Annotated in this window: 21 protein-coding genes; 9 read left to right on the top strand and 12 right to left on the bottom strand. The window is 70.5% G+C overall.

What is annotated here, in order from left to right:
- The first annotated feature begins 31 nt into the window (after positions 1–31).
- Positions 32–1732, top strand: coding sequence for an ABC-F family ATP-binding cassette domain-containing protein (locus E3N83_RS11025; protein ID WP_151083306.1), 1701 nt, complete (start codon positions 32–34; stop codon positions 1730–1732).
- Between the two features lie 91 nt (positions 1733–1823).
- Here E3N83_RS11025 and E3N83_RS11020 read toward each other — a convergent pair whose 3' ends face one another.
- The 3 genes from E3N83_RS11020 to E3N83_RS11010 form a co-directional block, all read right to left on the bottom strand.
- A complete protein-coding gene (locus E3N83_RS11020) occupies positions 1824–2519 on the bottom strand; it encodes a hypothetical protein (RefSeq protein ID WP_191907769.1) in 696 nt (231 codons plus the stop codon).
- 194 nt (positions 2520–2713) lie between these two features.
- On the bottom strand, positions 2714–3121 hold the full coding sequence (locus E3N83_RS11015) for a hypothetical protein (protein ID WP_151083305.1): 408 nt from the start codon (positions 3119–3121) through the stop codon (positions 2714–2716).
- Positions 3122–3199: 78 nt separating this feature from the next.
- Entirely contained in the window at positions 3200–3613 is a 414-nt protein-coding gene (locus E3N83_RS11010; protein WP_151083304.1) for a winged helix-turn-helix transcriptional regulator, read from the bottom strand.
- 75 nt (positions 3614–3688) lie between these two features.
- Between E3N83_RS11010 and E3N83_RS11005 the strand changes: the two genes are divergently transcribed.
- Together E3N83_RS11005 and E3N83_RS11000 are read left to right on the top strand one after the other, a co-directional pair.
- The gene (locus tag E3N83_RS11005) at positions 3689–4270 is read left to right on the top strand and encodes a dihydrofolate reductase family protein (RefSeq protein WP_151083303.1); all 582 of its coding nucleotides are present in this window, start codon (positions 3689–3691) and stop codon (positions 4268–4270) included.
- Positions 4271–4340: 70 nt separating this feature from the next.
- The gene (locus E3N83_RS11000; protein WP_238342864.1) at positions 4341–4976 is read left to right on the top strand and encodes an N-acyl homoserine lactonase family protein; all 636 of its coding nucleotides are present in this window, start codon (positions 4341–4343) and stop codon (positions 4974–4976) included.
- A gap of 103 nt (positions 4977–5079) precedes the next feature.
- On the opposite strand, the gene E3N83_RS10995 is transcribed toward E3N83_RS11000, so the two are convergent.
- Both E3N83_RS10995 and E3N83_RS10990 read right to left on the bottom strand, forming a co-directional pair.
- Positions 5080–6396, bottom strand: coding sequence for a S1C family serine protease (locus tag E3N83_RS10995; RefSeq protein ID WP_151083302.1), 1317 nt, complete (start codon positions 6394–6396; stop codon positions 5080–5082).
- A gap of 67 nt (positions 6397–6463) precedes the next feature.
- A complete protein-coding gene (locus E3N83_RS10990) occupies positions 6464–7027 on the bottom strand; it encodes an MOSC domain-containing protein (protein WP_151083301.1) in 564 nt (187 codons plus the stop codon).
- A 74-nt stretch (positions 7028–7101) separates the two neighbouring features.
- On the opposite strand from E3N83_RS10990, the gene E3N83_RS10985 reads away from it, so the two are divergent.
- Positions 7102–7860 carry a DUF2127 domain-containing protein gene (locus E3N83_RS10985; protein WP_151083300.1) on the top strand — a complete coding sequence of 253 codons (759 nt, stop codon included), beginning with the start codon at positions 7102–7104 and terminating at the stop codon, positions 7858–7860.
- Here the strand turns inward: E3N83_RS10985 and E3N83_RS10980 are convergent.
- Entirely contained in the window at positions 7857–9143 is a 1287-nt protein-coding gene (locus tag E3N83_RS10980; RefSeq protein WP_151083299.1) for a citrate synthase, read from the bottom strand. The genes E3N83_RS10985 and E3N83_RS10980 overlap by 4 nt on opposite strands.
- Positions 9144–9283: 140 nt before the next feature.
- Here E3N83_RS10980 and E3N83_RS10975 point away from each other — a divergent pair, with 140 nt between their 5' ends.
- On the top strand, positions 9284–9703 hold the full coding sequence (locus tag E3N83_RS10975) for a cyclic nucleotide-binding domain-containing protein (protein WP_151083298.1): 420 nt from the start codon (positions 9284–9286) through the stop codon (positions 9701–9703).
- Here the strand turns inward: E3N83_RS10975 and E3N83_RS10970 are convergent.
- Positions 9700–12894 carry an adenylate/guanylate cyclase domain-containing protein gene (locus E3N83_RS10970; protein ID WP_151083297.1) on the bottom strand — a complete coding sequence of 1065 codons (3195 nt, stop codon included), beginning with the start codon at positions 12892–12894 and terminating at the stop codon, positions 9700–9702. The genes E3N83_RS10975 and E3N83_RS10970 overlap by 4 nt on opposite strands.
- Before the next feature lie 225 nt (positions 12895–13119).
- Between E3N83_RS10970 and rplM the strand changes: the two genes are divergently transcribed.
- From rplM to E3N83_RS10950, 4 genes are all read left to right on the top strand, one after another.
- A complete protein-coding gene (gene rplM / locus E3N83_RS10965; RefSeq protein ID WP_151083296.1) occupies positions 13120–13563 on the top strand; it encodes a 50S ribosomal protein L13 in 444 nt (147 codons plus the stop codon).
- 101 nt (positions 13564–13664) lie between these two features.
- On the top strand, positions 13665–14108 hold the full coding sequence (gene rpsI, locus E3N83_RS10960) for a 30S ribosomal protein S9 (RefSeq protein ID WP_238343181.1): 444 nt from the start codon (positions 13665–13667) through the stop codon (positions 14106–14108).
- A 23-nt stretch (positions 14109–14131) separates the two neighbouring features.
- Positions 14132–15475: a phosphoglucosamine mutase gene (gene glmM, locus E3N83_RS10955; RefSeq protein WP_151083294.1), complete on the top strand. Its 1344-nt coding sequence runs from the start codon at positions 14132–14134 to the stop codon at positions 15473–15475.
- Between the two features lie 5 nt (positions 15476–15480).
- Positions 15481–16476 (top strand): GNAT family N-acetyltransferase, encoded by a 996-nt coding sequence (locus E3N83_RS10950; RefSeq protein WP_151083293.1) that lies wholly within the window; start codon positions 15481–15483, stop codon positions 16474–16476.
- Positions 16477–16515: 39 nt separating this feature from the next.
- Here E3N83_RS10950 and E3N83_RS10945 read toward each other — a convergent pair whose 3' ends face one another.
- From E3N83_RS10945 to coaA, 5 genes are all read right to left on the bottom strand, one after another.
- Positions 16516–17529, bottom strand: coding sequence for an acetamidase/formamidase family protein (locus E3N83_RS10945; RefSeq protein ID WP_151083292.1), 1014 nt, complete (start codon positions 17527–17529; stop codon positions 16516–16518).
- 7 nt (positions 17530–17536) lie between these two features.
- On the bottom strand, positions 17537–18997 hold the full coding sequence (locus E3N83_RS10940) for an APC family permease (RefSeq protein WP_151083291.1): 1461 nt from the start codon (positions 18995–18997) through the stop codon (positions 17537–17539).
- Between the two features lie 83 nt (positions 18998–19080).
- Positions 19081–20760, bottom strand: a complete 1680-nt coding sequence (locus tag E3N83_RS10935) for a glycoside hydrolase family 13 protein (protein ID WP_238342862.1) — start codon at positions 20758–20760, stop codon at positions 19081–19083.
- Positions 20757–22550: a hypothetical protein gene (locus E3N83_RS10930; protein ID WP_151083289.1), complete on the bottom strand. Its 1794-nt coding sequence runs from the start codon at positions 22548–22550 to the stop codon at positions 20757–20759. Before E3N83_RS10930 ends, E3N83_RS10935 begins: the two co-directional genes overlap by 4 nt.
- Positions 22547–23506, bottom strand: coding sequence for a type I pantothenate kinase (gene coaA / locus E3N83_RS10925; protein WP_191907767.1), 960 nt, complete (start codon positions 23504–23506; stop codon positions 22547–22549). The genes E3N83_RS10930 and coaA overlap by 4 nt, the downstream gene beginning before the upstream one ends.
- Between the last annotated feature and the right edge of the window lie 28 nt (positions 23507–23534).

Raw genomic sequence — 23534 nt, 5'->3', positions numbered from 1 at the left:
CCGACGGCGGTGTCCCGGACAATGGCTCCTCGTGGGTCACGTGGATGTCGCCGGAGTGCGTTACGAGCTGCCCGACGGGCGGGTGCTGCTCGACGACGTGTCGTTCCGGGTCGGGGACGGCGCCAAGGTCGCGCTGGTCGGCGCCAACGGCGCGGGCAAGACGACGCTGATCCGGATCATCACCGGCGACCTGGTGCCGCACGCCGGGGTGGTCACCCGCAGTTGCGGCCTGGGCGTGATGCGGCAGATGGTCGGCGACCGGCTCGGCGACGACCCCAGCGTGGCCGACCTGCTGCTGTCGGTGTCGCCGCAGCGGGTGCGCGACGCGGCCGCCGACGTGGAGCGCTGGGAGCTCGCGCTCATGGAGACCGACGACGAGAAGACGCAGCTGCGCTACGCCGAGGCGCTCTCGGAGTACGCCGACGCCGGAGGCTACGACCTCGAGGTGGTCTGGGACGTGTGCACCGTGCGCGGGCTCGGCCTGCCCTACGACCGGGCGAAGTACCGCCTGCTGTCCACCCTCAGCGGCGGTGAGCAGAAGCGGCTGGTGCTGGAGTACCTCCTCGAAGGTCCGGACGAGGTGCTGCTGCTCGACGAGCCCGACAACTTCCTCGACGTGCCCGGCAAGATCTGGCTCGAGGAGCGGATCCGCGAGTCCGACAAGACGATCCTGTTCATCAGCCACGACCGGGAGCTGCTCGACCACACCGCCACCCGGATCGTCACCATCGAGCTCGGCAGCTTCGGCGGCGGCAACAGCGCCTGGACGCATCCGGGCGGGTTCGCGTCGTACCACGAGGCGCGCCGCGACCGTTTCGCCCGCTTCGAGGAGATTCGCCGCCGCTGGGACGAGGAGCACGCCAAGATCAAGGCGCTGGTGCTGCGCCTGAAGATCAAGGCGGAGTACAACGACGGCATGGCCTCGCAGTACAAGGCCGCGCAGACCCGGCTGCGGATGTTCGAGGAGAAGGGACCGCCGACCGAGCAGCCCCGTGAGCAGCAGGTGACGATGCGCCTGAAGGGCGGCCGCACCGGCAAGCGGGCCGTGGTCTGCACCGACCTGGAGCTGACCGGGCTGATGAAGCCCTTCGACCTCGAGGTCTGGTACGGCGAGCGGGTCGCGGTGCTCGGCAGCAACGGCTCGGGCAAGTCGCACTTCCTGCGGCTGCTCGCCGCGGGCGGCTCCGACCCCGACGTCGAGCACCGGCCGGTGGACGACACCCGGATCGAGCCGGTCGACCACACCGGCAAGGCCAAGCTCGGTGCCCGGGTGCGCCCGGGCTGGTTCGTGCAGACGCACGCCCACCCGGAGCTCATGGGCCGCACCCTCCTGGAGATCCTGCACCGCGGCGACGGATCGCCCGGCGGTCGCGCCGGGATGGGCCGCGAGGCCGCCGCGCGGGTGCTCGACCGCTACGAGCTGGCCCACGCCGGCGAGCAGACCTTCGAGTCGCTCTCCGGCGGCCAGCAGGCGCGCTTCCAGATCCTCCTGCTGGAGCTCTCCGGCGCGACCCTGCTGCTGCTCGACGAGCCGACCGACAACCTCGACGTGCAGTCGGCCGAGGCGCTCGAGGCGGGGCTCGAGGCGTTCGACGGAACGGTGGTCGCGGTCACCCACGACCGCTGGTTCGCCCGTGGCTTCGACCGCTTCCTGGTGTACGGCGCGGACGGCGAGGTCTACGAGTCCGACGGGCCGGTGTGGGACGAGGCCCGGGTGAACCGCGCCCGCTGAGCGCATCAGCGTCTCGCGGATCTACAGGCCAGCCCAGGCGTGGGTGGGACCCGCAACGAGAGTCACTTCGCCGGGCGCGACTGCTCGCAGGTCACAGCGGTAGCCGACTGACATGAGTGGACGAGCTTTCGGCAACGCTCGTTGTCTCACACTTCCGGGCTCCGCCACCATCCACATGCGATCGGCCGTCCGGGGTCACAGCTCGTGCTTGTCGATAGGCGAGTACGAGGCCCGCGCTCCATCCCAGCGCGCGACCTCCGGGTGGCGGTCCGATCGCGTGCATGTCGTGGCCAGTGCGCGCCAGTGCCCAAGCCACCGCCGAGTTCGAGTTCCACATCTCCCCTGCACCAAGTTCGTCTCTGCCCCAGGTCAGCGTGGGCAACTCGTGGAGGACGTCGAGCACTGCTGCGACCCTTGTGGGGTCCTCGGTGATGCGCACCGGGCTGTCGACGGCTTCGGCGACGTCCGGGATGTGGCCTCCGGGCCAACACCGCATCTCATAGCGGAACGCGCGGAACCGGCCGAGCCTCTGCGATCCAACCGGCCCTTCGACGAGGACTCCACGATCCGCCTCGGAGACGTTCCAGACCGGTCCCATCTCGACGGCGTACGTGATGCCGTCGAGGCAGAGCAGCAGCCCGCAGTGGTACAGGTCGCTTGAGGCACGATGTTCGCGGCGGGCTGCCCACCATTCGTAGAGCCGGCCGTTCCAGCGCACGAAGTGCCCTCCAGCTCCGAGCGGCAACCAGTAGAGATCGACCGAGGCGTGCACGAGTCCATCACCCATGCCTTCACCATCGCTGCCTCCGAGGGGAGTGGTCAGGGGCAAAGGTCACGGTCTGGGCTCGGACAGCAATCAGAACTGCGGCACGCCGGGTTCGTCACACCGCCCGGTGCCGGCGGGTTCTCAGACTCGTCGCTCGGCCGCTCAGTCAACCTTGGTTCGAAACCATGGCTTGAATGTCCAGACCTGCCGCTCGACTAAGGGTCGTGCGGAGTCGGGGCCTTCGCGCGGTCCACGTACCAGCGGCGACGGAGCCATCGACGGGTGGATGAGTTCCGATGACTCTCGAAGCGAGCCAGTTCCGAGAACCATTCCAGATTCGACCGCCAGGCCTCCGTGTCGGGTGCGTCCAGGAGGGCCCGCAACCGTCCCGACCGGTGCATGGTGCCTGAGCTGAGGAACTGTGCGGCGAGTACGGCCTGCTCGAACCCGGGGCTGAGGCTCGTCGCGTCGTCGGCCATCAGGGCTGCCTCGCTCAGCACCCTGCCGTAGGCGGCCCGCCTCTCCTTGGTCAGTTCCTCGGTCACCCGTTGCGTGCCGATGACGAACCAGCCGATGATGATGCCGGCGGTCGCCACGCCCGCGGTCAAGACTGCGTCGCTCACCGAGCCTCCTCCAGTGCAAGCCAAGCCTGACACTGCCGCCCATGGCCCGCCAGCGTCTGTCCGCTGGGAGCGGGCGCGTCACTCCGCCGTCAGATGACGGAGACGAAGGTCTGCCATCAACTCCGACTCCTGCGCAGAGTCGTGGGAGCAGCTGCTGGTCGCGTGTCGGCATGCTGAGGCGCCACCCCGCCACGTCTGACTCCACCGGGCCATCAGGTTCAAGGTCGGGACGGCTTGGATGCCCGCTTCGGTGAGGCTGTAGAACGCGCGCTGGCCGCGTCGGCCCTGACCCCTGACCAGAACGCCGGCCTCGACGAGGCGCACGAGGCGGTCGGCGAGGATGTTGGAGGCAATGCCCTCGGGTGAGCCGAGCAGGAGGGCCCGGAAGTTGCGGCGGTCCTCGAAGATCACGTCCCGCAGGATCAGCAGACACCATCGATCGCCGAACACCTCGACTGCGGCGTTGATGGGGCACTCAGGGGTGGTGTCCATGGATCCTCTCCCTTGACAGCGAGTGACCCCTCACTATAGTGATTGCAATTAGCAATCACTATCGCAAGGTGGGCCATGGGACGCTTCCTCTACAACATGAACACCTCCGTCGACCTGCTGATCGAGCAGGTGCCGGGCGACCATGGGGCCGGTGCGTGGCTTCGGATCGATGAGGAGCTCCACGAGGACTTCAACGCCCTGGCCCGCGAGTGCACCATGTTCGTCCAAGGCAGGGTTTTCTACGAGATCATGGAGAAGTCGTGGCCCGACGCCGCGGCGGACTCGTCGTTGCCGTCAGTGGTGCACGAGTACGGGCAGATCTGGGTGTCCAAGCCCAAAGTCCTGGTCTCGCGCAGCCGCAGCTCAGCGGGCCACAACACGCGCATCGTCGGTGGCGACGACGCGGTGGCCCAACTGGCCCGGATCCGGTCGGAGGTCGACGGCCCGATCGCCGTCGGTGGATCGAACCTGGCCACCCAGCTCCTCGCCGCCGGACTGCTCGATGAGCTCGTGCTCTACACCCATCCTTCAGTGCTCGGGTTCGGACGGTCCTTGTTCCACGACTACGACCGGCCCGTCGATCTGGAGCTGATGGAGCAGAAGCGGTTCGCCTCCGGCGTCACCCTTCACCGGTACACGATCCTGCCCGTCGCCTGAACGAGCGCGGTGGCCCGACGCCCCGCCGGACACTGCCCAGCGCAATCGCCCCCAACCAAGGAGAATTGTCGTGACTACCAGCACCTCCTCGAGGTCTGAGGCCATCTCGGTCACCCGCATCCGGGTGGGGGACCTCCTGGCCGGCGACGAGCGGATGCCGATCAACGTGCACCTCATCGACCACCCCGACGGTCGCATCCTGGTCGACACCGGCCTGACCCGGCTACACCCGGAGGCCGCCGACATGGACCCCCGGATCCAGCCCTGGTACGAGCCGCCGGCTTTCGACGTCGACAGCATCGACATCGTGGTCAACACGCACCTGCACTACGACCACGTCGGCGGCAATCACCTGTTCGCGGGCAAGCCCATCTACGTCCAGCGGCGAGAGTTCGAGGAGGCCCACGCCGTGGACCACACGATCTTGGAATGGGTGGACGCGCCCGGTGTGAGCTACACCCAGATCGACGGTGACTGTGAGCTGCTACCGGGAGTGCGGCTGCTGTCCGCGCCGGGACACACGGACGGGTCGCAGATCGTCGTCATCGACAGCGGCCCACGTCCGACTGTGATCTGTGGCGACACCGCAGTCTTCTACCACCAGCTGGACGAGCCTGTCAGCGACGGGCAACGCCTGATCCGAAGCCTGGACCCGGAAGCGGTGTGGCTCAGCCACGTAGATCAGCCCTGGCAGCCTCCGCGCTGACGCACCCGGTTCTCCACATGTTGCCGAAGCAGAGCAAGTCCAGCGGACGAGGACCCGGGCGGCCGGTTCGCCGGCGCAGGCTGCACCGCCCGGGGCCTCGAGCTCAGGAGTTGGTGGTCTGGGCGTCGGAGTCGAGCGTCGCCTGGACGGTGTGGCTGGCCCCGCCCCGGGTGTAGGTGACGGTGACCGAGTCGCCGGGCCGGTAGGAGCGGATCGTGGCGACCAGGGAGTCCGAGCTGGTGATCAGGTGGCCGTCCACCTTGGTGATCACGTCCCCCGCCTTCAGCCCGGCGCTCTCCGCGGCCGACCCCGCGTCGACCTTCTGGATCTTCGCGCCCTCGGAGCTCGTCGTACCGGCGGTGCTCGAGGCGTTCTCGACGCCGATGCCGAGCCGGGCGTGCGTCGGCGTCTGGCCCTTGATCATCTCCTGCACGATCGGCAGCACCTCGTCGATCGGGATCGCGAAGCCGAGGCCGATCGAGCCCGGCTCGCCCGAGGTCGTGGTGTTGGTGGCGGTCTGGATGGCGGCGTCGATGCCGACCACCTCGCCGGCCAGGTTGACCAGCGGACCGCCGGAGTTGCCGGGGTTGATCGCCGCGTCGGTCTGGATCGCGGGGTAGACGGTGGCGTTGCCCTGGCTGACGGTGCCGACGTCGACCGGCCGGTCGAGGGCGCTGACGATGCCGCTGGTGACGGTCGCGTCGAGCCCGAACGGCGACCCGATCGCGACGACGCCCTGGCCCACCTGGAGGCTCGAGGAGTGGCCGAGGGTGGCCGGGGTCAGCCCGCTGACGCCCTCGGCCTGGATCACCGCGGTGTCGGTCAGGGGGTCGGTGCCGAGGATCTTCGCCTTGGCGTGCGAGCCGTCGTTGAACGAGACGCTGAGCGAGCCGCCCTTGCCGGCGAGGGCGACCACGTGGTTGTTGGTGAGGATCTTGCCGTCACCGCTGAGGATGATGCCCGAGCCGGAGCCCGAGCCGTTCGCGCCACTCACCTCGATCATCACCACCGAGGGCAGGACGTTCTGGGCGACCTTCTCGATCGAGCCGGTCGCGGCGGTCTGCGCGGTGGAGCTGCCGGCCTGGGTGAGCACCGGCGACGACCCGGCCGGGGTGTCGTGCGTCGATGTCCAGATCGCCGCACCTCCCACCCCGGCCGCGCCACCGACGAGCAGGCTGGCCGCGACCACGGATGCGGCCAGCCCCTTGCCGCGCATACGTCCCTGCGGACGCTCCGGTGCGGCGTACATCGGATGCTCACCGGGGGTGGAGCCGGGGAGCGGCCGCGTGTCGTCGCTGCCGGGTGACGCGGGAGCCGAGAACGCGTAGGGGGACCAGGAGGCAGGCGGCGCGGGCGGCTCTTGGTTCCACTCGGGTCCGGGCTGCTGGTCCTCTCCGCCGTACGGCGGCTCGTTGCTCATGGGGGAGACCCTGCCAACCCCACCTGTGACGATCCTGAGACGGCGCTGGGCGGCGCCGAAAAAGCGGTCAGGGCAGGCGTCGTACGACGTCGCCCGGGCGCACCACACCGTCGTGGACCACGCGGGCGTAGACGCCGCGCAGGCGCAGCCCGGCCCCCTCGTCGCTGTTGACGAACGCCAGGACGTCGCCGCCGAACCGGTCGAGGAACTTCTTGCAGCCGCGATGGGGCTTGGCGGTGATCTCGAGCACCGCCTCGTCGCCGACCGCCAGCCTGCTGCCGACGGGCAGGTGCTCCTCCGACAGGTCGAGGTCGACGTACAGCTGGTCACCGGCCAGGGCGCGCTCCTCGTCGTCGTCGGCGAGCAGCCCGACCATCCGGGCGCTCATCAGCGTCAGCATCGCCTCGTAGTGCCGACCCGCCTCGACGGCTCGGGACGTCGCCCGCGCCCGCCAGTTGTCACCGACCAGGCCGGCCTCGGTGTCGAGCTGGCCCTCGTCGAGCACCTCGCGCTGGAACCTCCCCGGGCGGCGGACCACGAGGGTCAGGGTGCCCTGGTCGGTGGGCGCGGCGCGCAGATGGTCGAGAGCGGCCTCGAGCTCGGCCGTGGTGCGGAGGGTGCGGGTCGACATGAGCCGATCATCCCAAGGGGGCCGAACCCCTGTCTCGCGGGTTTCCCACATAGGCTGCCGCCGGTGAGGACACGGTGAGCAAGTGGGACTGGGAGCTGCGCAGCTGCGGCCGGCACGGGCACGTGACCTGGAAGCCGACCGAGGAGGACCTCGCCGAGCGGCTGCACGTCGAGACCGTCGACGGTGAGGCCTGGCGCTGCCTGCGCTGCGCGACGTTCGTGGTCGGCGCCCCGCACGGCGAGGGGCCGGCCGAGGACGCCCCGCTGGTCCTGCGCGGCAAGGCTCTGCGTGATGCGTTCATCCTGCGGCTGCTGGCCGCCGAGCGGTTCATCCGCGGGGTGCTGCTGGTGGCGCTCGCGTACGGCGTCTACAAGTTCGACGGTGCCCAGAACTCCCTGGAGCAGGTCTTCCAGGACTATCTGCCCACGCTGAAGCCCCTCGCTGACAAGCTCGGCATCGACCTGCAGAACACCGGCCCGGTCAAGCTGATCCAGAAGGCGCTGACCGCCGACCACAGCACCCTGAAGCTGGTCGCGATCGGCGTGCTCGCGTACGGCGCGCTCGAGCTGCTCGAGGGCGTCGGCCTGTGGTTGATGAAGCGCTGGGGCGAGTACGTCGCGATGGTCGGCACCCTGGTCTTCATCCCGCTTGAGGTCTACGAGCTCGTCGAGCGGGTCACCTGGCTGCGCGTCGTGGCGTTCGTGTTCAACCTCTTCGCGGTGGTCTACCTGCTGTGGAGCAAGCGGCTGTTCGGCTTCCGGGGTGGACGCGAGGCGTTCGAGGCCGAGCGGCACGGGCAGTCGCTGCTCGAGGTTGAGCAGGCGGCTGCCTAGCTCCAGCGCTTCGAGGAGGGCACGAAGTCGAGGGTGCGGTCGCCGGTGTAGATCTGCTTGGGCCGCGCGATCTTCTGCTCCTTGTCCTGCACGAGCTCGAGCCACTGGGCGAGCCAGCCCGGCGTCCGGCCGATCGCGAACAGCACCGTGAACATCTCCGGCGGGAACTGGAAGGCCTCGTAGATCAGCCCGGAGTAGAAGTCGACGTTGGGGTAGAGCTTGCGGGAGACGAAGTACTCGTCCTCCAGCGCGATCTTCTCCAGCTCCATCGCGATCTCGAGCAGCGGGTTGACCCCGGTCACCTCGAAGACGTCGTCGCAGGCCTTCTTGATGATCTTGGCGCGCGGGTCGTAGTTCTTGTAGACCCGGTGGCCGAAGCCCATCAGCCGCTCGTCGCCGTTCTTCACGCCCTCGATGAAGTCGGGGACGTTCTTCTTGTCCTTGATCCGGCGCAGCATCCGCAGCACGGCTTCGTTGGCCCCGCCGTGCAGCGGCCCGTAGAGGGCGCCGACGCCGCCGGCGACCGCGGAGTAGGGGTCGACCTGCGAGGAGCCGATCGAGCGGACCGCGTTGGTCGAACAGTTCTGCTCGTGGTCGGCGTGCAGGATGAACAGCACGTCGAGCGCCTTGACCAGCCGCTCGTCGGCGCCGAAGCGGTCCTCGCTCATCTTGAACAGCATCGACAGGAAGTTGGCGGTGTAGCCGAGCTCGTTGTCGGGGTAGACGAACGGCTTGCCCTGGGCGTGCCGGAACGACCAGGCCCCCAGGGTTGGCATCTTCGCGATCATCCGCACGATCTGGAGCTGCCGGATCTCGTCGTCCTCGATGTCGCGGGCATCGGGGTAGAACGTCGACAGGGCGCCGACGGAGGCCATCAGCATGCCCATCGGGTGGGCGTCGTACCGGAAGCCCTCCATGAAGCTCTTGACGTTCTCGTGCACGAACGTGTGGTAGGTGATGTCGTGCTCCCACGTCTCGTACTGCGTCTGCGTGGGGAGCTCGCCGTGCACCAAGAGGTAGGCGACCTCGAGGAAGGTCGACTGCTCGGCGAGCTGCTCGATCGGATACCCGCGGTACTCGAGGATGCCCTCGTCGCCGTCGATGAACGTCACCGAGCTCTTGCACGACGCGGTGTTCACGAAGCCGGGGTCGTAGACCGCGAGAGGCTGCCCGTCCGGGCTCTTGATCTTGCCGAGATCCGCGCCCTTGACCGTGCCGTTCTCGATCGGTACGTCGTACTCCTGGCCGGTGCGGTTGTCGCGGACACTGAGGGAGTCAGTCACCGCTCCAACTTAGTCCGGGGTCTGCCGGAGAGCGAATCCGGTTCCGGGCTGCAGACGGCTCGCCCACTTCGTTACCTGTTACGTCTCGACGCACCCCACTCCCACCGCGTTATGCTCCGGCCACCGTCAGGAAGGACGCCATGACCGAGAACGCCAAGGACCTGCAAGCGCACCTCGCCGCAGTGCCGATCTTCGCCGGGCTCTCGAACCGTCAGCTGGGGAAGCTGGTCGACGCGTCTCGGACCACCACCCACCAGCCCGGCCACGAGGTCGCCCGGGAGGGCGAGGGAGCGCTGGCACTGCACGTGATCCTGGACGGCACCGCCGAGGTCACCGTGCACGGCAGCCCCAGGCGCGAGCTGCGGGCCGGTGACTACTTCGGTGAGATCAGCCTGATCGACGGCAAGAAGCGCTCCGCCTCGGTCACCGCGACCTCCGAGCTCAGCACGCTGGCCGTCCCGCACGGCCCGTTCCAGTCACTGCTCGAGAACGAGCCGGGCGTCGCCGCCGGCCTCCTGAAGATGATCTGCTCGCGCCTGCGCGAGGCCGAGGCCGACTAGCGCTCCAGGGCGTCGAGCTCGGCGAGCCGCTCGGAGATCTCGGCGTCGTAGCTGCGGATCTCCTTGCGGGCGTACCTCGCCGCGGCCTCCTGCAGCATCCGACGTTCGAGGGCGGCGTCCCCACCGGCCCGCGCCACCGGGGCCAGCCAACGCCGCAGGTCTGCGCTCTGCCACACCTGCTGGGTCCGGTCGATCACGACGAGGGCCCGCGCGGCCAGCGCGTCGGCCGCGGCCCGGTCGTCGTCGCGGAGCGCGAGGAGCGCCCGGCAGCCGGCCTCGTAGGCGACCGAGAGCGCGTCGTACGGCGAGGTGTAGCGGGCGCCCTCCTCGACCAGCGGGAGCACGTCCTCGGACGGATCGCCTCGACGCAGCATCAGCATGGCCTGCTGGAGGATCGTGGTGGAGGCGAACCCGGTGTCGCCGGCCCGGCGGAAGCCGTCGTTCACCTCCTGGGCGTAGGAGATCGCCCTGTCCAGGTCGTGGTTCATCTCGGAGACGGTGACCATGATGGACAGGTTGGCGTCCGGCACTTTGCCCTCGGCGTGGAGCTCCCGGATGCGGTCCGCGTTCGCGGTGAGGACGTCGGCGGCGTCAGGTGTCACGTCGGCGGCCGCGACCACGGAGTCGATCATCAGGGCGCGCATCTCCTGCAGGCCGCTGGTGTCCTCGCGGTACCCGCTCTGGTGCATGAACGCGCTGACCTCGTGGAGCGGGGTGTCGCCGTACATCAGCGCCACGCCCCGCATCTTGCGGGCTGCCCGGGCGTCGGCCGGCGACCCGATCCGGATGATCTCGTCGCCGTTGGCCGTGACGTCGTCCCACAACGCAGCCACCAGCGCGCAGTCGGACAGCACCCGCAGGCCGTCGACGACGGCACGTGTGTCGCCGTCGCGATGCCCGGCTTCCGTCAGCTGGCGGGCGAGGAGGGAGGTCGCGGCCGGGTCGGTGTCACCGGTGAACATGTCCAGGGCCGACGTGATCGTGGCCGCGAACACGCGGGCACGGTCGTCGGCGGTCTCGTCGAGCTCCGCGAGAGCCACCAGCGCGGGGCGCAGCCGCTGGAACTGCCGGGTCTCGTAGTGAGCGAAGCACAGTCGTTCGAGGACTCGTCGCAGCTGTGCGGTCGCCGGCCGTAGGGCGACCGCCCGCTCCAGGTAGGCGACGCACGTCACGAACCGGTCCTGGTCGCGGGCCTCCCGGGCCGCGGTGACGAGGGACTCGACCGCCCGGCTCACCAGCGCGTCCACGGCCGCGCCCCGCACGGTGACCTCACGGCGGTAGCGCGCCGCCTGCTCGAGGTGGTGGGCCACGAGCCCGGACTGCTCGCCGCCGGCCTCGACGCCGGTGGCGAGGCCGTCTGCGAACCGCTCGTGGAGGTCGGCCCGCAACGACTTGGCCAGGCCTTCGTAGGCGGCGTCGCGGACCAGGACGTGCTTGAACACCCACGAGTCCTGGTACGGCGAACGAACCCGCCGCAGCACCTCTCGCCTGGTCAGCGAGGCCAGGAGTCCTCTGACCTCGGGGACGCTGGCCGGCTCGACCATCAGCTCGGCATCCTCGATGGTGACCTGCAGTCCGATCACCGACACGCGCTCCAGCAGGTCGCGCTCGGCCTGCGGCAGCCGGTCGAGGCGCGAGGCCAGCAGGGCCGACACGTTGGGCGGCAGCCGGGACTGGTCGAGGGCGTGCACCAGGCGCCAGCTCGAGCCGTCGTCCGCCAGGGCGCCGGACTCGACCAGGTGCGCGACGATCTCCTCCACGAAGAGCGGGTTGCCTCCCGACCACGCGGTCACGGTGTCGGCCAGGCCGTCGGGTGGCACGCCGTCCAGCAGTGCCGCCACCGAGCTCCCGATGTCGTCGGACCCGAGCGGGTCCAGCCCGAACGTCATCGCGTTGAGGCGGCCCGTGCCCCAGCCGGGGTGCTGCTCGATCAGCTCGGGTCGGGCCTGGCACAGCAGCAGCAGGGGCAGGTCGGCGACCTCGTCGTGCAGTCGCTCGAGCAGGTCGAGCAGGCTCGGCTCGGCCCAGTGCAGGTCGTCGATGCTCAGCACCAGCGGCCGTCGGGACGCGAGCTCCTCGAGCAGCCGGCAGACCGACCAGAACGTCTCCTCGCTCCCGCTCGGCGCACCGGACTTGCCGAGCAGGGGGAGCAGCGCGTCGGCGACCTCGTCGCGGTCGCGCGAGCGGCCCAGTGCCTGCTCGAGCGCGTGCCGGGTGATCTCGTCGGACTCCGTGCCCGACAGGTGCAGCGCCTGACGCAGCGCCTGGACCAGCGGCCAGTAGGTGATGCCCTGCCCGTAGGCCACGCACCGCCCCTTCGCCACGCTCGCCCGGTCGTCGACCCGACCCAGGAAGTCACCGACCAGGCGGGACTTCCCGATCCCGGGCGGCCCGAGCACCGTGACGAGGTGGTTGCGGCCCGAGGTCAGGGTCCGTTCGAGGGCGTCGTCCAGGGCGCGGCTCTCGTGGGCGCGACCCACGAGCGGCACGTCCTCACGCCGCCGGCGGCCGTGGGCGGCGTCGAGGACGCTGCGCAGCCGGTACGCCGGCACCGCCTCGGCCTTGCCCTTGGCCGGCACGGGGTCGACCGGGTCGGCCTCCACGGCGTCGCGCACCATGTCGTACGTCGCGGCTCCGAGCAGGATCTCGCCGGCGCTGGCCGCCTGCTCGAGCCGGGCCGCGGTGTTCACGGCGTCCCCGGTGGCGAACGAGCCGCCCGCCCGGGCCGTGCCGGTCACGACGGTCCCGGTGTTGACGCCGGTCCTGATGGCGAGCTGCACGCCGAGCTCGCTCTGCAGCGCGTCGGCCAGGTCGAGCACCTCGGCGTTGAGCTCGTGGGCAGCCCGGACGGCGCGCAGCGCGTCGTCCTCGTGGACGTCGGGGACGCCGAAGACGGCCAGCACGGCGTCGCCGACGAACTTCTCGACGGTGCCGCCGTGCCGCTCGATCGCCGCGCGGGCGACGTCGAAGTAGCGGCCCATGACGCCCCGGTAGGCCTCCGGGTCCAGCTGCTCACCCATCGCCGTCGACCCCGACACGTCGGTGAACAGCAGCGTGACGGTCCGCCGTGACTCCCGGTCCGAAGGACCGGCGACGGGCGTGCCACAGGCCGGGCAGAACCTCGAACCGGCGGGGAGCCCGGCCCCGCACGCCGTACACTCCGCCTCGGCCGACGACGCCCCGCTCCCCATGGAGGGATCGTAGGGCCGCAGCCGTTTTGGCGCCTGAGCGTGGCGGCCGGTAGATTGTGCGGTCGCGACTCCTGCCGCGCCGTACACCGTTGGTCGAGCCTGTCGAGACCAGCGCGACGGTGCAGACCCGGACGAAGATGAGCCGGGCAGTGTTCGTCAGAGGTCGCGGCTCCACCACCCGGTGGCGATCGTCCGCCGGGCCCGACGAACGAGTAAGGCAAGCGCGTGCGCACGTACAGCCCCAAGCCCGGTGACATCCACCGCGAGTGGCACGTCATCGACGCCACCGACGTGATCCTCGGCCGGCTCGCGGTCCAGACCGCCAACCTCCTGCGCGGCAAGCACAAGCCGACCTTCGCGCCGCACATGGACATGGGTGACTTCGTCATCGTCATCAACGCGGAGAAGGTCGCCCTGACCGGCGACAAGCTCACCAAGAAGCTGACCTACCGCCACTCCGGCTACCCCGGTGGTCTCACCGCGACCCCGATGGGCCAGATGCTGGAGAAGGACGCCCGCAAGGCGATCGAGAACGCCGTGTGGGGCATGCTCCCCAAGAACAAGCTCGGCCGCCAGGTGCTCAAGAAGCTCAAGGTGTACGCCGGCCCGACCCACCCGCACGAGGCCCAGCAGGCCAAGCCGTTCGAGATCACGCAGGTCTCCCAGTGACGAACCAGAGAAGCGAAGGTAACTCCGTGGCTGACGACACGACCACAACCCCTGTAGACGACGCCACCGAGGCCGAGACCTTCCAGGCCGACGAGCAGGGCGTGGCCTACACGTCCGAGAGCGCCGGCGCAGCCGAGGCCGCGCGTCCCGCCACGATCGCCCCTGCGGCCGCCACCGGGCGCCGCAAGGAGGCCGTGGCCCGGGTCCGGATCATGCCCGGCACCGGTGTGTGGACCGTGAACGGCCGCACCCTGGACTCCTACTTCCCGAACAAGCTGCACCAGCAGGTCGTCAACGAGCCGTTCTCCGCGCTCGGCCTCGAGGGTCGCTTCGACGTGATCGCCCGGATCCATGGCGGCGGCATCACCGGCCAGGCCGGCGCGCTGCGCCTCGGCGTGGCCCGGTGCCTGAACACCATCGACCTCGACGCCAACCGGCCGACGCTGAAGAAGGCCGGTCTGCTGACCCGCGACGCCCGCGTGATCGAGCGCAAGAAGGCCGGTCTGAAGAAGGCCCGCAAGGCTCCGCAGTTCAGCAAGCGCTGATCCGCGGTCTGGCTGTCCGGGCGATGCCTCGCATCTTCGGCACCGACGGGGTCCGTGGGCTCGCCAACGGTGTGATCACCGCCGAGCTCGCGGTCGACCTCGGGGTGGCAGCGGCTCGCGTACTGGTCGCGAGCGGTGGCTTCACCGGCCAACGGCCGGTGGCGGTCGTGGGCCGCGACACGCGGATCTCAGGGCAGTTCCTCGAGCACGCGGTCGTGGCCGGGCTGGCCTCGGCCGGGGTCGACGTCCTGCGGCTGCGGGTGCTGCCGACCCCGGGGGTGGCCTACCTGACCGACGCCATCGGCGCCGACCTCGGGGTCGTGATCTCCGCGTCGCACAACCCGATGCCCGACAACGGCATCAAGTTCCTGGCCCGCGGCGGCGTCAAGCTCGACGACGCGCTCGAGCGCGAGATCGAGTCCCGTCTCGGCGAGGAGTGGGACCGCCCGACCGGTGCCGACATCGGCCGGGTCACGCCGTACGCCGCGAGCGTCGAGGAGTACGCCGAGCACCTGGTCGGGACCCTCGACCACCGACCGAGCGGGCTGCGCGTGGTGCTCGACTGCGCCAACGGAGCCGCGGCCTCGGTCGGGCCGATGGTCCTGCGGGCCGCCGGGGTCGCCGTGGTCACCATCAACGACCAGCCCAACGGCCTCAACATCAACGAGAACTGCGGCTCGACCCACCTCGGCGGCCTCCGGGCAGCGGTGCTCGAGCACGGCGCGGATGCGGGGTTCGCCCTCGACGGCGACGCCGACCGTTGCCTGGCCGTCGACCGCACCGGCGCGACCGTCGACGGCGACCAGATGATGGCCATGCTCGCCCTCGACCTCCACGAGCGCGGACGGCTCGCCCACGACACGGTGGTCGCCACCGTGATGAGCAACCTCGGCTTCGTCCAGGGGATGCGGCGCGCCGGCATCACCGTGCACCAGACCGCGGTCGGCGACCGCTATGTGCTCGAGGCGATGCGCGAGGGCGGCTTCACCCTCGGTGGCGAGCAGTCCGGTCACATCATCATGAGCGAGCACGCGACCACCGGCGACGGCATCCTCAGCGCCCTGCACGTCCTCCAGCGGATGGCCCGCACCGGCTCGTCACTGCGCGAGCTGGCCTCGGTGGTGACCAGGCTGCCGCAGGTGCTGGTCAACGTCCCGGGGGTGGACCGCACCCGCACCGACGACGCCGAGGTCGCGGCGGCGGTGGCGGTCGAGCAGGACAAGCTCGGCGACTCCGGTCGGATCCTGCTCCGGCCCTCCGGCACCGAGCCCCTGGTCCGCGTGATGGTCGAGGCCGCGACGCCCGACCAGGCCCGCGACGTCGCGGACCGCCTGGCCGACGTCGTACGCCGTCGGCTCGCTCTCTGAGCCCCGTGCTCGAGATCCACGACGTCGACCTCGACGACGAGACCCAGCTCCAGCGGTGGTACGACGCGTGGGCGGCCGCGCAGGCTGCCCGGCCGGCCGGGATGATCGAGTCCTGGCAGAACGCCCGGGTGGTGATGCCACGACGCCATCCCGACTTCCACGTGGACCTCTTCTCCGTCGTCGACGGTGGTGAGGTGGTCGGCGCGGGGCTGGTGAACCTGCCGTTGCACGACAACCTGACCGTGGCCTACGCCGAGATCAGCACGCGCCCCGAGCACCGGCGCCGCGGGGTCGGCGCCGCTGTGCTCGCCGAGGTCGAGCGCCGGGCGGCCGCCGCCGGCCGGGAGCGGGTGCTGACCGAGGTGTTCACCCCGCCCGGCGGCACCTCGCCGGGTGTCGGCTTCGCCGAGGGTCACGGCTACACCGTGGCCAGCCGCGAGGGGATGAAGGCGCTCGAGGTGGGTGCGTCCGAGCCGCGCTGGGCCGCGCTCGAGGACCAGGTGACCGCAGTGATCGGCGACTACCGGATCTTGCTCTGGCGCGACGTGGTACCCGACGAGCACGTCGACCAGATGTGTGTGCTGCTGGGCCAGTTCATGAGCCTGGTCCCGCAGGGCGAGCTCGACCTCGAGGACGGCGAGTGGACCGTCGAGCGCTACCGCGCGGCCGAGCAGCGCCGGGTCGAGGTCGGAGCGGCGGTCTTCCTGGCCGTGGCGGTGGCTCCGGACGGGTCGCTGGTCGCCGCCAACGAGCTGCGCCTGAACACCCACGACCCCCGTGTCGCCCAGATCAGCATCACCATGGTGCTGCCAGGCCACCGGGGCCACCGGCTCGGGTTGGCCACCAAGCTGGCCACCCACCGCGCCCTGCGCGCCGCGTTCCCGGAGTGCGGGCTGGTCGTCACGAGCAACTCGGACGAGAACGACCACATGAACGCGATCAACGACGCGCTGGGCTACCGGGTCCTGGAGAACCTGCTGGAGTACCACCGCCGGCTCTGACGGTCGGCGACGCGCTCCCGGCTCCCCTGACCGAAGAGGTCAGCGGTGCTCGGCGAGGTACGCCTCACTCATCTGCCGCAGGCGGGCGTGCGCGCCCGCGTAGGCGTCGTGCCGCGGCAGGTAGCCCTTCCTGATCTTGGCCAGGACGGTGTAGTTGGGGTCGCACACGTTGGCGATCGGCGACTCCGTGGCCTGGGTGACCAGCTGGTAGGCGTCGAGGGGGTCGAGCCCGCACTCGGAGCCGATCCAGGTCACCAGGTCGTGCTGGGCGATCCTGAAGGCGTCCTCGAGGGGGCGCGCCGACCCGGTGCTCATCAGGTAGTCGTCGGACTCCAGGCGCGGCCAGGGAGTCGCCGTGGACTTGATCAGGTCCAGGATCACCACGGTGTCCATGGCCGCCTCGACGGCGACGCCGCACGTCTCGCCCTCGCCCTGCCGGCAGTGGCCGTCACCGAGTGCGAACATGGCGCCCTCGACGTTCACCCCGAGGAAGCAGGTGACTCCGGCCCGCATCTCGGGGGTGTCCATGTTGCCGCCGTGCGCGTCCGGGACCAGCGAGGAGCGGGCCTCCAGGTTGGCCGGCGCCACTCCGACGGTGCCGTGCATCGGGTCGAGAGGTAAGTCCACCTGGTCGTCGCTGTAGCGCGCGCGGAACGTCACCGTGCGGGCGGCCTTGTCGACGTCGTACATCCAGACCACCTCGGGCAGCGGCTCCTGCAGGCCCGCGGTGACATGGGTCGAGGTGAGGGCGCCGAAGAGCGGGATGGTGGTGGACGCCGCCCAGTCGCGGGACGGCTCGATCGACACGAAGTGGACGGCGAGGGTGTCGCCGGGCTCCGCACCCTCGACGAAGAACGGCCCGGTGAGCGGGTTGACGAACGGGAACTCGATCACCTTCGAGACCAGGTCGTCCTCGCCGCGCACCTTGCCGGCGAAGGCGTCCTCGCTCCACAGCTCCAGCACCGAGCCGGGCTTCACGCGACGGACCGGGGGCACCCCGCCGAAGGTCCAGGCCAGCTCCTCGGGGCCGGGCCGGTAGCTCAGCACGTCCATGTCGGCCTCAGGCCTCGTCGAAGACGCGCTTGGTCTCCAGGATCCGGTCGGGATCCCGCCCGTTGAGAACGATTAGGTAGATCACCCCGATGACCATCCAGATCCCCGCGATCGGACCGGCGTACCAGAGGGGCTTGGGAAGGGCGGTGATGAAGCTGAATGCCGGGATGCCCGCCCCCGCGAAGAAGGCCGGGACGAACGCCAGCGCCCCGAGGATCGGCAGCACGCCGTGCCGGACCACGTTGAACTCGTCGCGCCGGAAGCGCCAGAAGTACATCAGGCAGGCGACGTTCAGGAGGATGTACATGGGCGCGAAGATGTCGACCAGGATCGTCGCGGTCAAACCGAAGCCGGTGACCGGGTCGTAGTGGAAACCGAGGAACAGCGCCACCGCCAACGACACCGCGAGCTGGGCGCACAGCGCCAGCATCGGTGAGCCGAAGGGGTTCAGCCGACCGAACTCCGGAGGTAGGAGCCGGATCCGGCCCATCGCGAACATGGTCCGCGTGGAGGAGTTGTTGGCGGCGTTCTGGTTGGCGATGATCGAGTTGACGAGCGCCAGGAACACCAGCAGGAAGCCGATCCCGCCCCACGCGTCGCGCGCGAGGATGTTCTGCCACGGATTGCTGTCGTCGGCGGTGAAGCCGATCATCTTGGCCGGCCCGAACGCCACGGCACTGGCATAGGTGTTGAGGATGTAGAACGCCCCGATGGCCAAGCAGGACACGAGGATCGCCCGCGGAACCGTCCGCCGTGGCTCGTGGGCCTCCTCGGCGATCGGGGCGGCCTGCTCGAAGCCGATGAAGGCCAGGATCGTGAACACGGACGCGGCGATCACACCCGAGAACCCCTGGTAGTCGGGGTTGTTGGCGTAGTGGGTGCCGAAGACCTGGAGGGTGTTGTCGCTGCCGGCCTGGAAGATCAGGGTCACCGAGATCCCGACGAAGACCAGGATCTCGAAGGCTCCGAGCACCAGCCCGGCGCGGGTGGACGCGGTGATGCCGCGGTAGCCCAGGGCGAAGACCAGCACGCAGACCAGCACCGTCCAGATCCACCACGTGTCGTTGGACCAGCCCCATTCGGCGTTCAGCGTCCCGGCCACGACGAACCCCATCTGGAGGGCCAGGAAGGGACCGCCGACGATCACACCGAGCAGGAAGCCCCAGGCGACCAGGAACCCGACCTTGGGATGGATGCCGTGGCTGACGAAGGTGTAGAAGGAACCGGCCGAGGGCAGGTGAGTGGAGAGCTGGCCGATGGAGTTGGCGGCGATCAGGCAGGCCACCAGCGCCAGGATCACCGCCAGCGGGGTGGCTCCACCGGCGTAGGAGATACCGAGCGGGATCGAGAGCGCCGTCGCGATGGCCGGCGCCATGAACGTGATCGACTGGAAAAGGACGCCGCCGAAGCCGACCGCCCCCCGCCGCAGTCCCTGGGGCCCGTCGTCGTTCGCCACGGATGCCGTCATCGCCACACTCCGTCCAGCAGAGGGGTAGGAACCGGGTCAATCTAGATCCGCGCCGACGCGCACGGCAACGGTCGGCGGCGGGGTCACCGGCGATGGATGCGCGACTCCCACGGACGCAGCCTCAGGTCGTACGACGGGCCGTGGGTCGGCAGGAGCACCTCGGAGCCGGTCAGGTCCGGGATGGAGCCGACCTCGATCGTCGCGGGGGTCGACGAGCAGTTGGCCAGCACCAGCAGCACCCGGTCGGCCACCGTCCGGGTGAACACCCACACCTGCGGATGGTCCGGCAGCAGCAGGGTGAAGCGGCCGTCGACGACCACGGGTTCGGTGTGGCGGAGCTCGATCAGTCGCCGGTAGTGGTGGAAGACCGAGTCCGGGTCGGCGACGGCGGCCTCGGCGTTGACGACGTCGCGGTTCGCGTGGGCCGGGAGCCACGGCGTACCCGTCGTGAACCCGCCGTGCTCGCCGGAGGTCCACTGCATCGGGGTGCGGGCGTTGTCGCGACCCTTGGTGCCCAGCGATCTCATCACCTGTGCCTCGGGCAGTCCTCGGGCCAGGGCGTCGCGGTGGAGGTTGAGCGACTCGAGGTCGGCGTACTCCTCGATGGAGGAGAAGCCGGCGTTGGTCATGCCGAGCTCCTCGCCCTGGTAGACGTACGGCGTGCCGCGGTGCAGGTGGAGCACGGTCGCGAGGGTCTTGGCCGAGGCGACCCGGTGCTCGGGGGAGTCGTCGCCGAAGCGGGAGACCGCCCGCGGCTGGTCGTGGTTGTCCCAGTAGAGCGAGTTCCAGCCGACGTCGGCCAGGCCCTCCTGCCACCCGGCGAGGTTGGCCTTGAGCTCGGGCAGCGGCAGGCCGCGCAGCGCCCACTTGCCCTCGCCCGGCTGCTCGTCGAGCCCCACGTGCTCGAAGGTGAACACCATGTCCAGCTCGCGGCGCGCAGGGTCGGTCACCTCGCGGGCCAGCGCGACGGTGCTGCCCGGCATCTCGCCCACGGTCAGCAGGTGGTGCTCTGTGAGGCCCACCTCGCGGTTCATCTCCTGGAGGAACTCGTGCAGCCGCGGGCCGTTGGAGACGCCCTGGAGAGGGCCGAGCGCCCGACCCGGCGGCGGCGCGACCTCGGGCAGCGACGGGTCCTTGGAGATCAGGTTGATCACGTCCATCCGGAAGCCGTCGACACCGCGCGCCACCCAGCGCCGCATCATCGCGTAGACGGCCTCCCGGACCTCGGGGTTCTCCCAGTTGAGGTCGGGCTGCTTGGGGCTGAAGACGTGCAGGTAGTACTCACCGCTCCGCTCGTCGTACTCCCACGCGGGGCCGGAGAACACCGACTCCCAGTTGGTCGGCGGGCCGCCGTCGCGCGGGGGTCGCCACCAGTACCAGTCGCGCTTGGGCGAGGCCGGGTCACGTGACTCCTGGAACCAGGCGTGCTCGTCGGAGGTGTGGTTGACCACGAGGTCCATGACCAGCCGGATGCCGCGCTGATGACAGCCCGCGACCAGGTCGTCGAGGTCGGCGAGGGTGCCGAAGAGCGGGTCGACGTCGTCGTAGTCGCTGATGTCGTAGCCGTTGTCGTCCATCGGCGAGCGGTAGACCGGGCTGAGCCAGAGCACGTCGACGCCGAGCAGCCCGAGGTGGTCGAGCCGGCTGGTGATGCCCGGGAGGTCGCCGATCCCGTCGCCGTCGCTGTCCTGGAACGAGCGCGGGTACACCTGGTAGACGACGGCGTCGCGCCACCAGCCCGGGGCTCTCAGGTCGGCGGTCATGCGTGGACCCATACGGTGACCGTGGGCGGGCCGCCCGGCACCGGCAGCCGGCGGAAGGCCGCGGGGAAGTCCCAACCGCAGCCGTCCAGAGCCGCCACCACGCGAGGGTCGATCGGCCGGTCGAAGAGGAGCACCGGAGCGCGCGAGACGTCGACGTCGCCGTTGCGGCAGGCCAGGGCGATCAGGTACGCCGTGCGCGCGGGCGTCGCCGAGTCGGTGTAGGTGGAGCCGATCGGGACTCCCTGGAGGAGGTAGATCAGCCCCTCCTTGCGATCGAGGCTCAGCATCGGCGTCCGGCCGGGTGTGACGTACGGTGCGGTCGCCCGCACGAGCGCCTGGAACTGGCCGGCCGTGGTGCTCGACAGCCGGAGCCCGCCCAGCGCGTCGACGGCCTGGGTGTCGGCGGTGAAGCCGGTGGTGAAGTAGGGGGTCTGGTACGTCGTGGTGCCGGCGATCAGCGCGACGGCCACCACCAGCATGGCCAGGCCGGCGCCGATGCCGAAGGCCGACGCGGACGTCCGGTCGCGGCTCGTGGCCAGCACCAGCACCACGCCGACCCACATCGCCAGGCAGCCCAGCGCGACGTACAGCAGCGGGATGGCGGTGCCGGCCGCCTGCCCGAACGGCACCACGAGCAGCACCCCGACCACCAACCGGCCCGAGGAGGCGGCGACAACGCCGTCGGCCGGGCGCCGGTGCGGACCCGGCAGCACCGCGACCACCGCCGCGCTGAGGAGCAGGGCCAGCACCGCCGAGACCATCACCCGGCCACGGTCGTCGCCGCCTCGCCAGCCGACCGCCAGGGGGATCACCAGGCCGGTGACCAGCACCCCGGCGACGATCAGCGCGCGGCCGAGGACCCGCCGTCCGTCGTCCAGCCGTGCCGCCACCACGCAGGCGCCGACTGTCGGGACCGCGAAGACCAGGGCCGGGAGCACGAGCTCGGCGGTGTCGCGGGCGTAGTAGCCGGTCAGGAACGCCACGCCGTGCTTGTACGGCGGGTGGGCGGCGGCGTGGAGCATCACCGGCAGCACGTCGGCGGGATGGCCGACCAGGGCCAGGAAGCCGAGCGCGGCGGCCGCGAACCCGGCGCCGAAGCCGGCCACGTAGCGGGCCGCGCTGCGCCGGGACGTCCGGGCCAGGATCACGACGGCGGCACCCTCCACCAGGGCGACCGTGACTACCGCCGGCCACTTGGCGAGCAGCAGGACGAAGGCGGTGACCCCGGCCAGCACGGGGATCCAGGTCGGGACCCGAGGCTCCCGGGCGACCGCCTGGAGGAACAGCGCCACCAGTGCCAGGCTGGCCACGATCTCCAGGTCGTAGTAGCCCGGCGACAGCGGCCCCCAGAGGTAGGCCAGGCCACCGGTCGACGTCAGCAGGGCCACGCCGCACCAGCGGGTCGCGCGTGGGACGTCGAGGGCGCGGTGCCTGGCCAGCCACGAGCAGAACGCGGTGGCGAACCAGAGGTTGGCCCCGACCGCCATGCCGAGCCGGAGCAGCCGGAGCGCGGCGATCCGCTCGCCCATGGCCTCGAAGACCGGGCCGTAGAGGTACTGCGAGGACGGCACGAAGTAGGGGTTGCTGTGCCACCACCGGTAGGCCAGCAGGTAGCTGCCCTCGTCCTGGATGCTCAGCCCCCGGTCGGCCATCAGGACGGCCGGAACCGCCCAGCCGGCGATCCCGGCCAGCGCGACCAACGTGAGCACGCGGACACCCCAGGAGTGCCCGACCCGCCGTTCGTCGTCGCCCGGCACGGGAACCGGGCCCGAGCTCCCGGTCGCGCTCACAGCTTGCGCAGCCTGACGTAGCGCACGGAGTGGTCGCGGTCCTTGCGGAGCACGAGGGTGGCCCGGGAGCGGGTCGGCTGGATGTTCTCGCGCAGGTTGACGCCGTTGATGGTGTCCCAGATCTCCAGCGCCGTCGCGGTCGCCTCCTCGGTGGAGAGCCCCGCGTAGCGCGAGAAGTACGACGCGGGGTCGGCGAAGGCGGTCTCCCGCAGCCGCAGGAACCGCTCGACGTACCACGCCCGGATGTCGGCGGTCGCGGCGTCGACGTAGACGCTGAAGTCGAAGAAGTCGCTCAGGGCCAGTCCGGTCCGGCCGGCGTCGGTGACCCGGGCCGGCTGGAGCACGTTGAGGCCCTCGACGATCACGATGTCGGGATGCCGCACCACGACCGGGTCGTCGGGCACCACGTCGTACACCAGGTGGGAGTAGGTCGGCGCCTCGACCTCGTCGCGGCCGGACTTGATGTCGACCACGAAGCGCAGCAGGGCCCGGCGGTCGTAGGACTCCGGGAAGCCCTTGCGCTGGAGGATCCCGCGCCGCTCGAGCTCGGCGTTGGGGTAGAGGAAGCCGTCGGTGGTGACCAGGGCGACGCTCGGGTGCTCGTCCCAGTGCCCGAGCAGCTGCTGCAGGACGCGGGCCGTCGTCGACTTGCCGACCGCCACGGACCCGGCGAGGCCGATCACGAACGGCGTACGCCGCTGCTCGGGCAGGTGCAGGAAGGCCTCCTGCTTGCGGTGCAGCCGCCGCGCGGCGCGCACCCGCAGGCTGAGCAGCCGGGAGATCGGGAGGTAGATCTGCTGCACCTCGTCGAGGTCCAGCTGGTCGCCCAGCCCGCGCAGCCGGGTGATCTCCTCGGCCGAGAGCGGCTGGTCCATCTGGTCGCCCAGCTCGGCCCAGGCGGCGCGGTCGAGCTCGACGTACGGCGTGGGCTCACCGCCGTGCGCACCGTTGGGCATGGCGGGCATTGTTCCAGCACCACCCCAC

Origin of the sequence: Nocardioides cynanchi (assembly GCF_008761635.1) — a bacterium.
GTDB lineage: Bacteria > Actinomycetota > Actinomycetes > Propionibacteriales > Nocardioidaceae > Nocardioides > Nocardioides cynanchi.
Note: the sequence above shows the minus strand (reverse complement) of the source record. Positions and strands in the feature narration are given on the sequence as shown.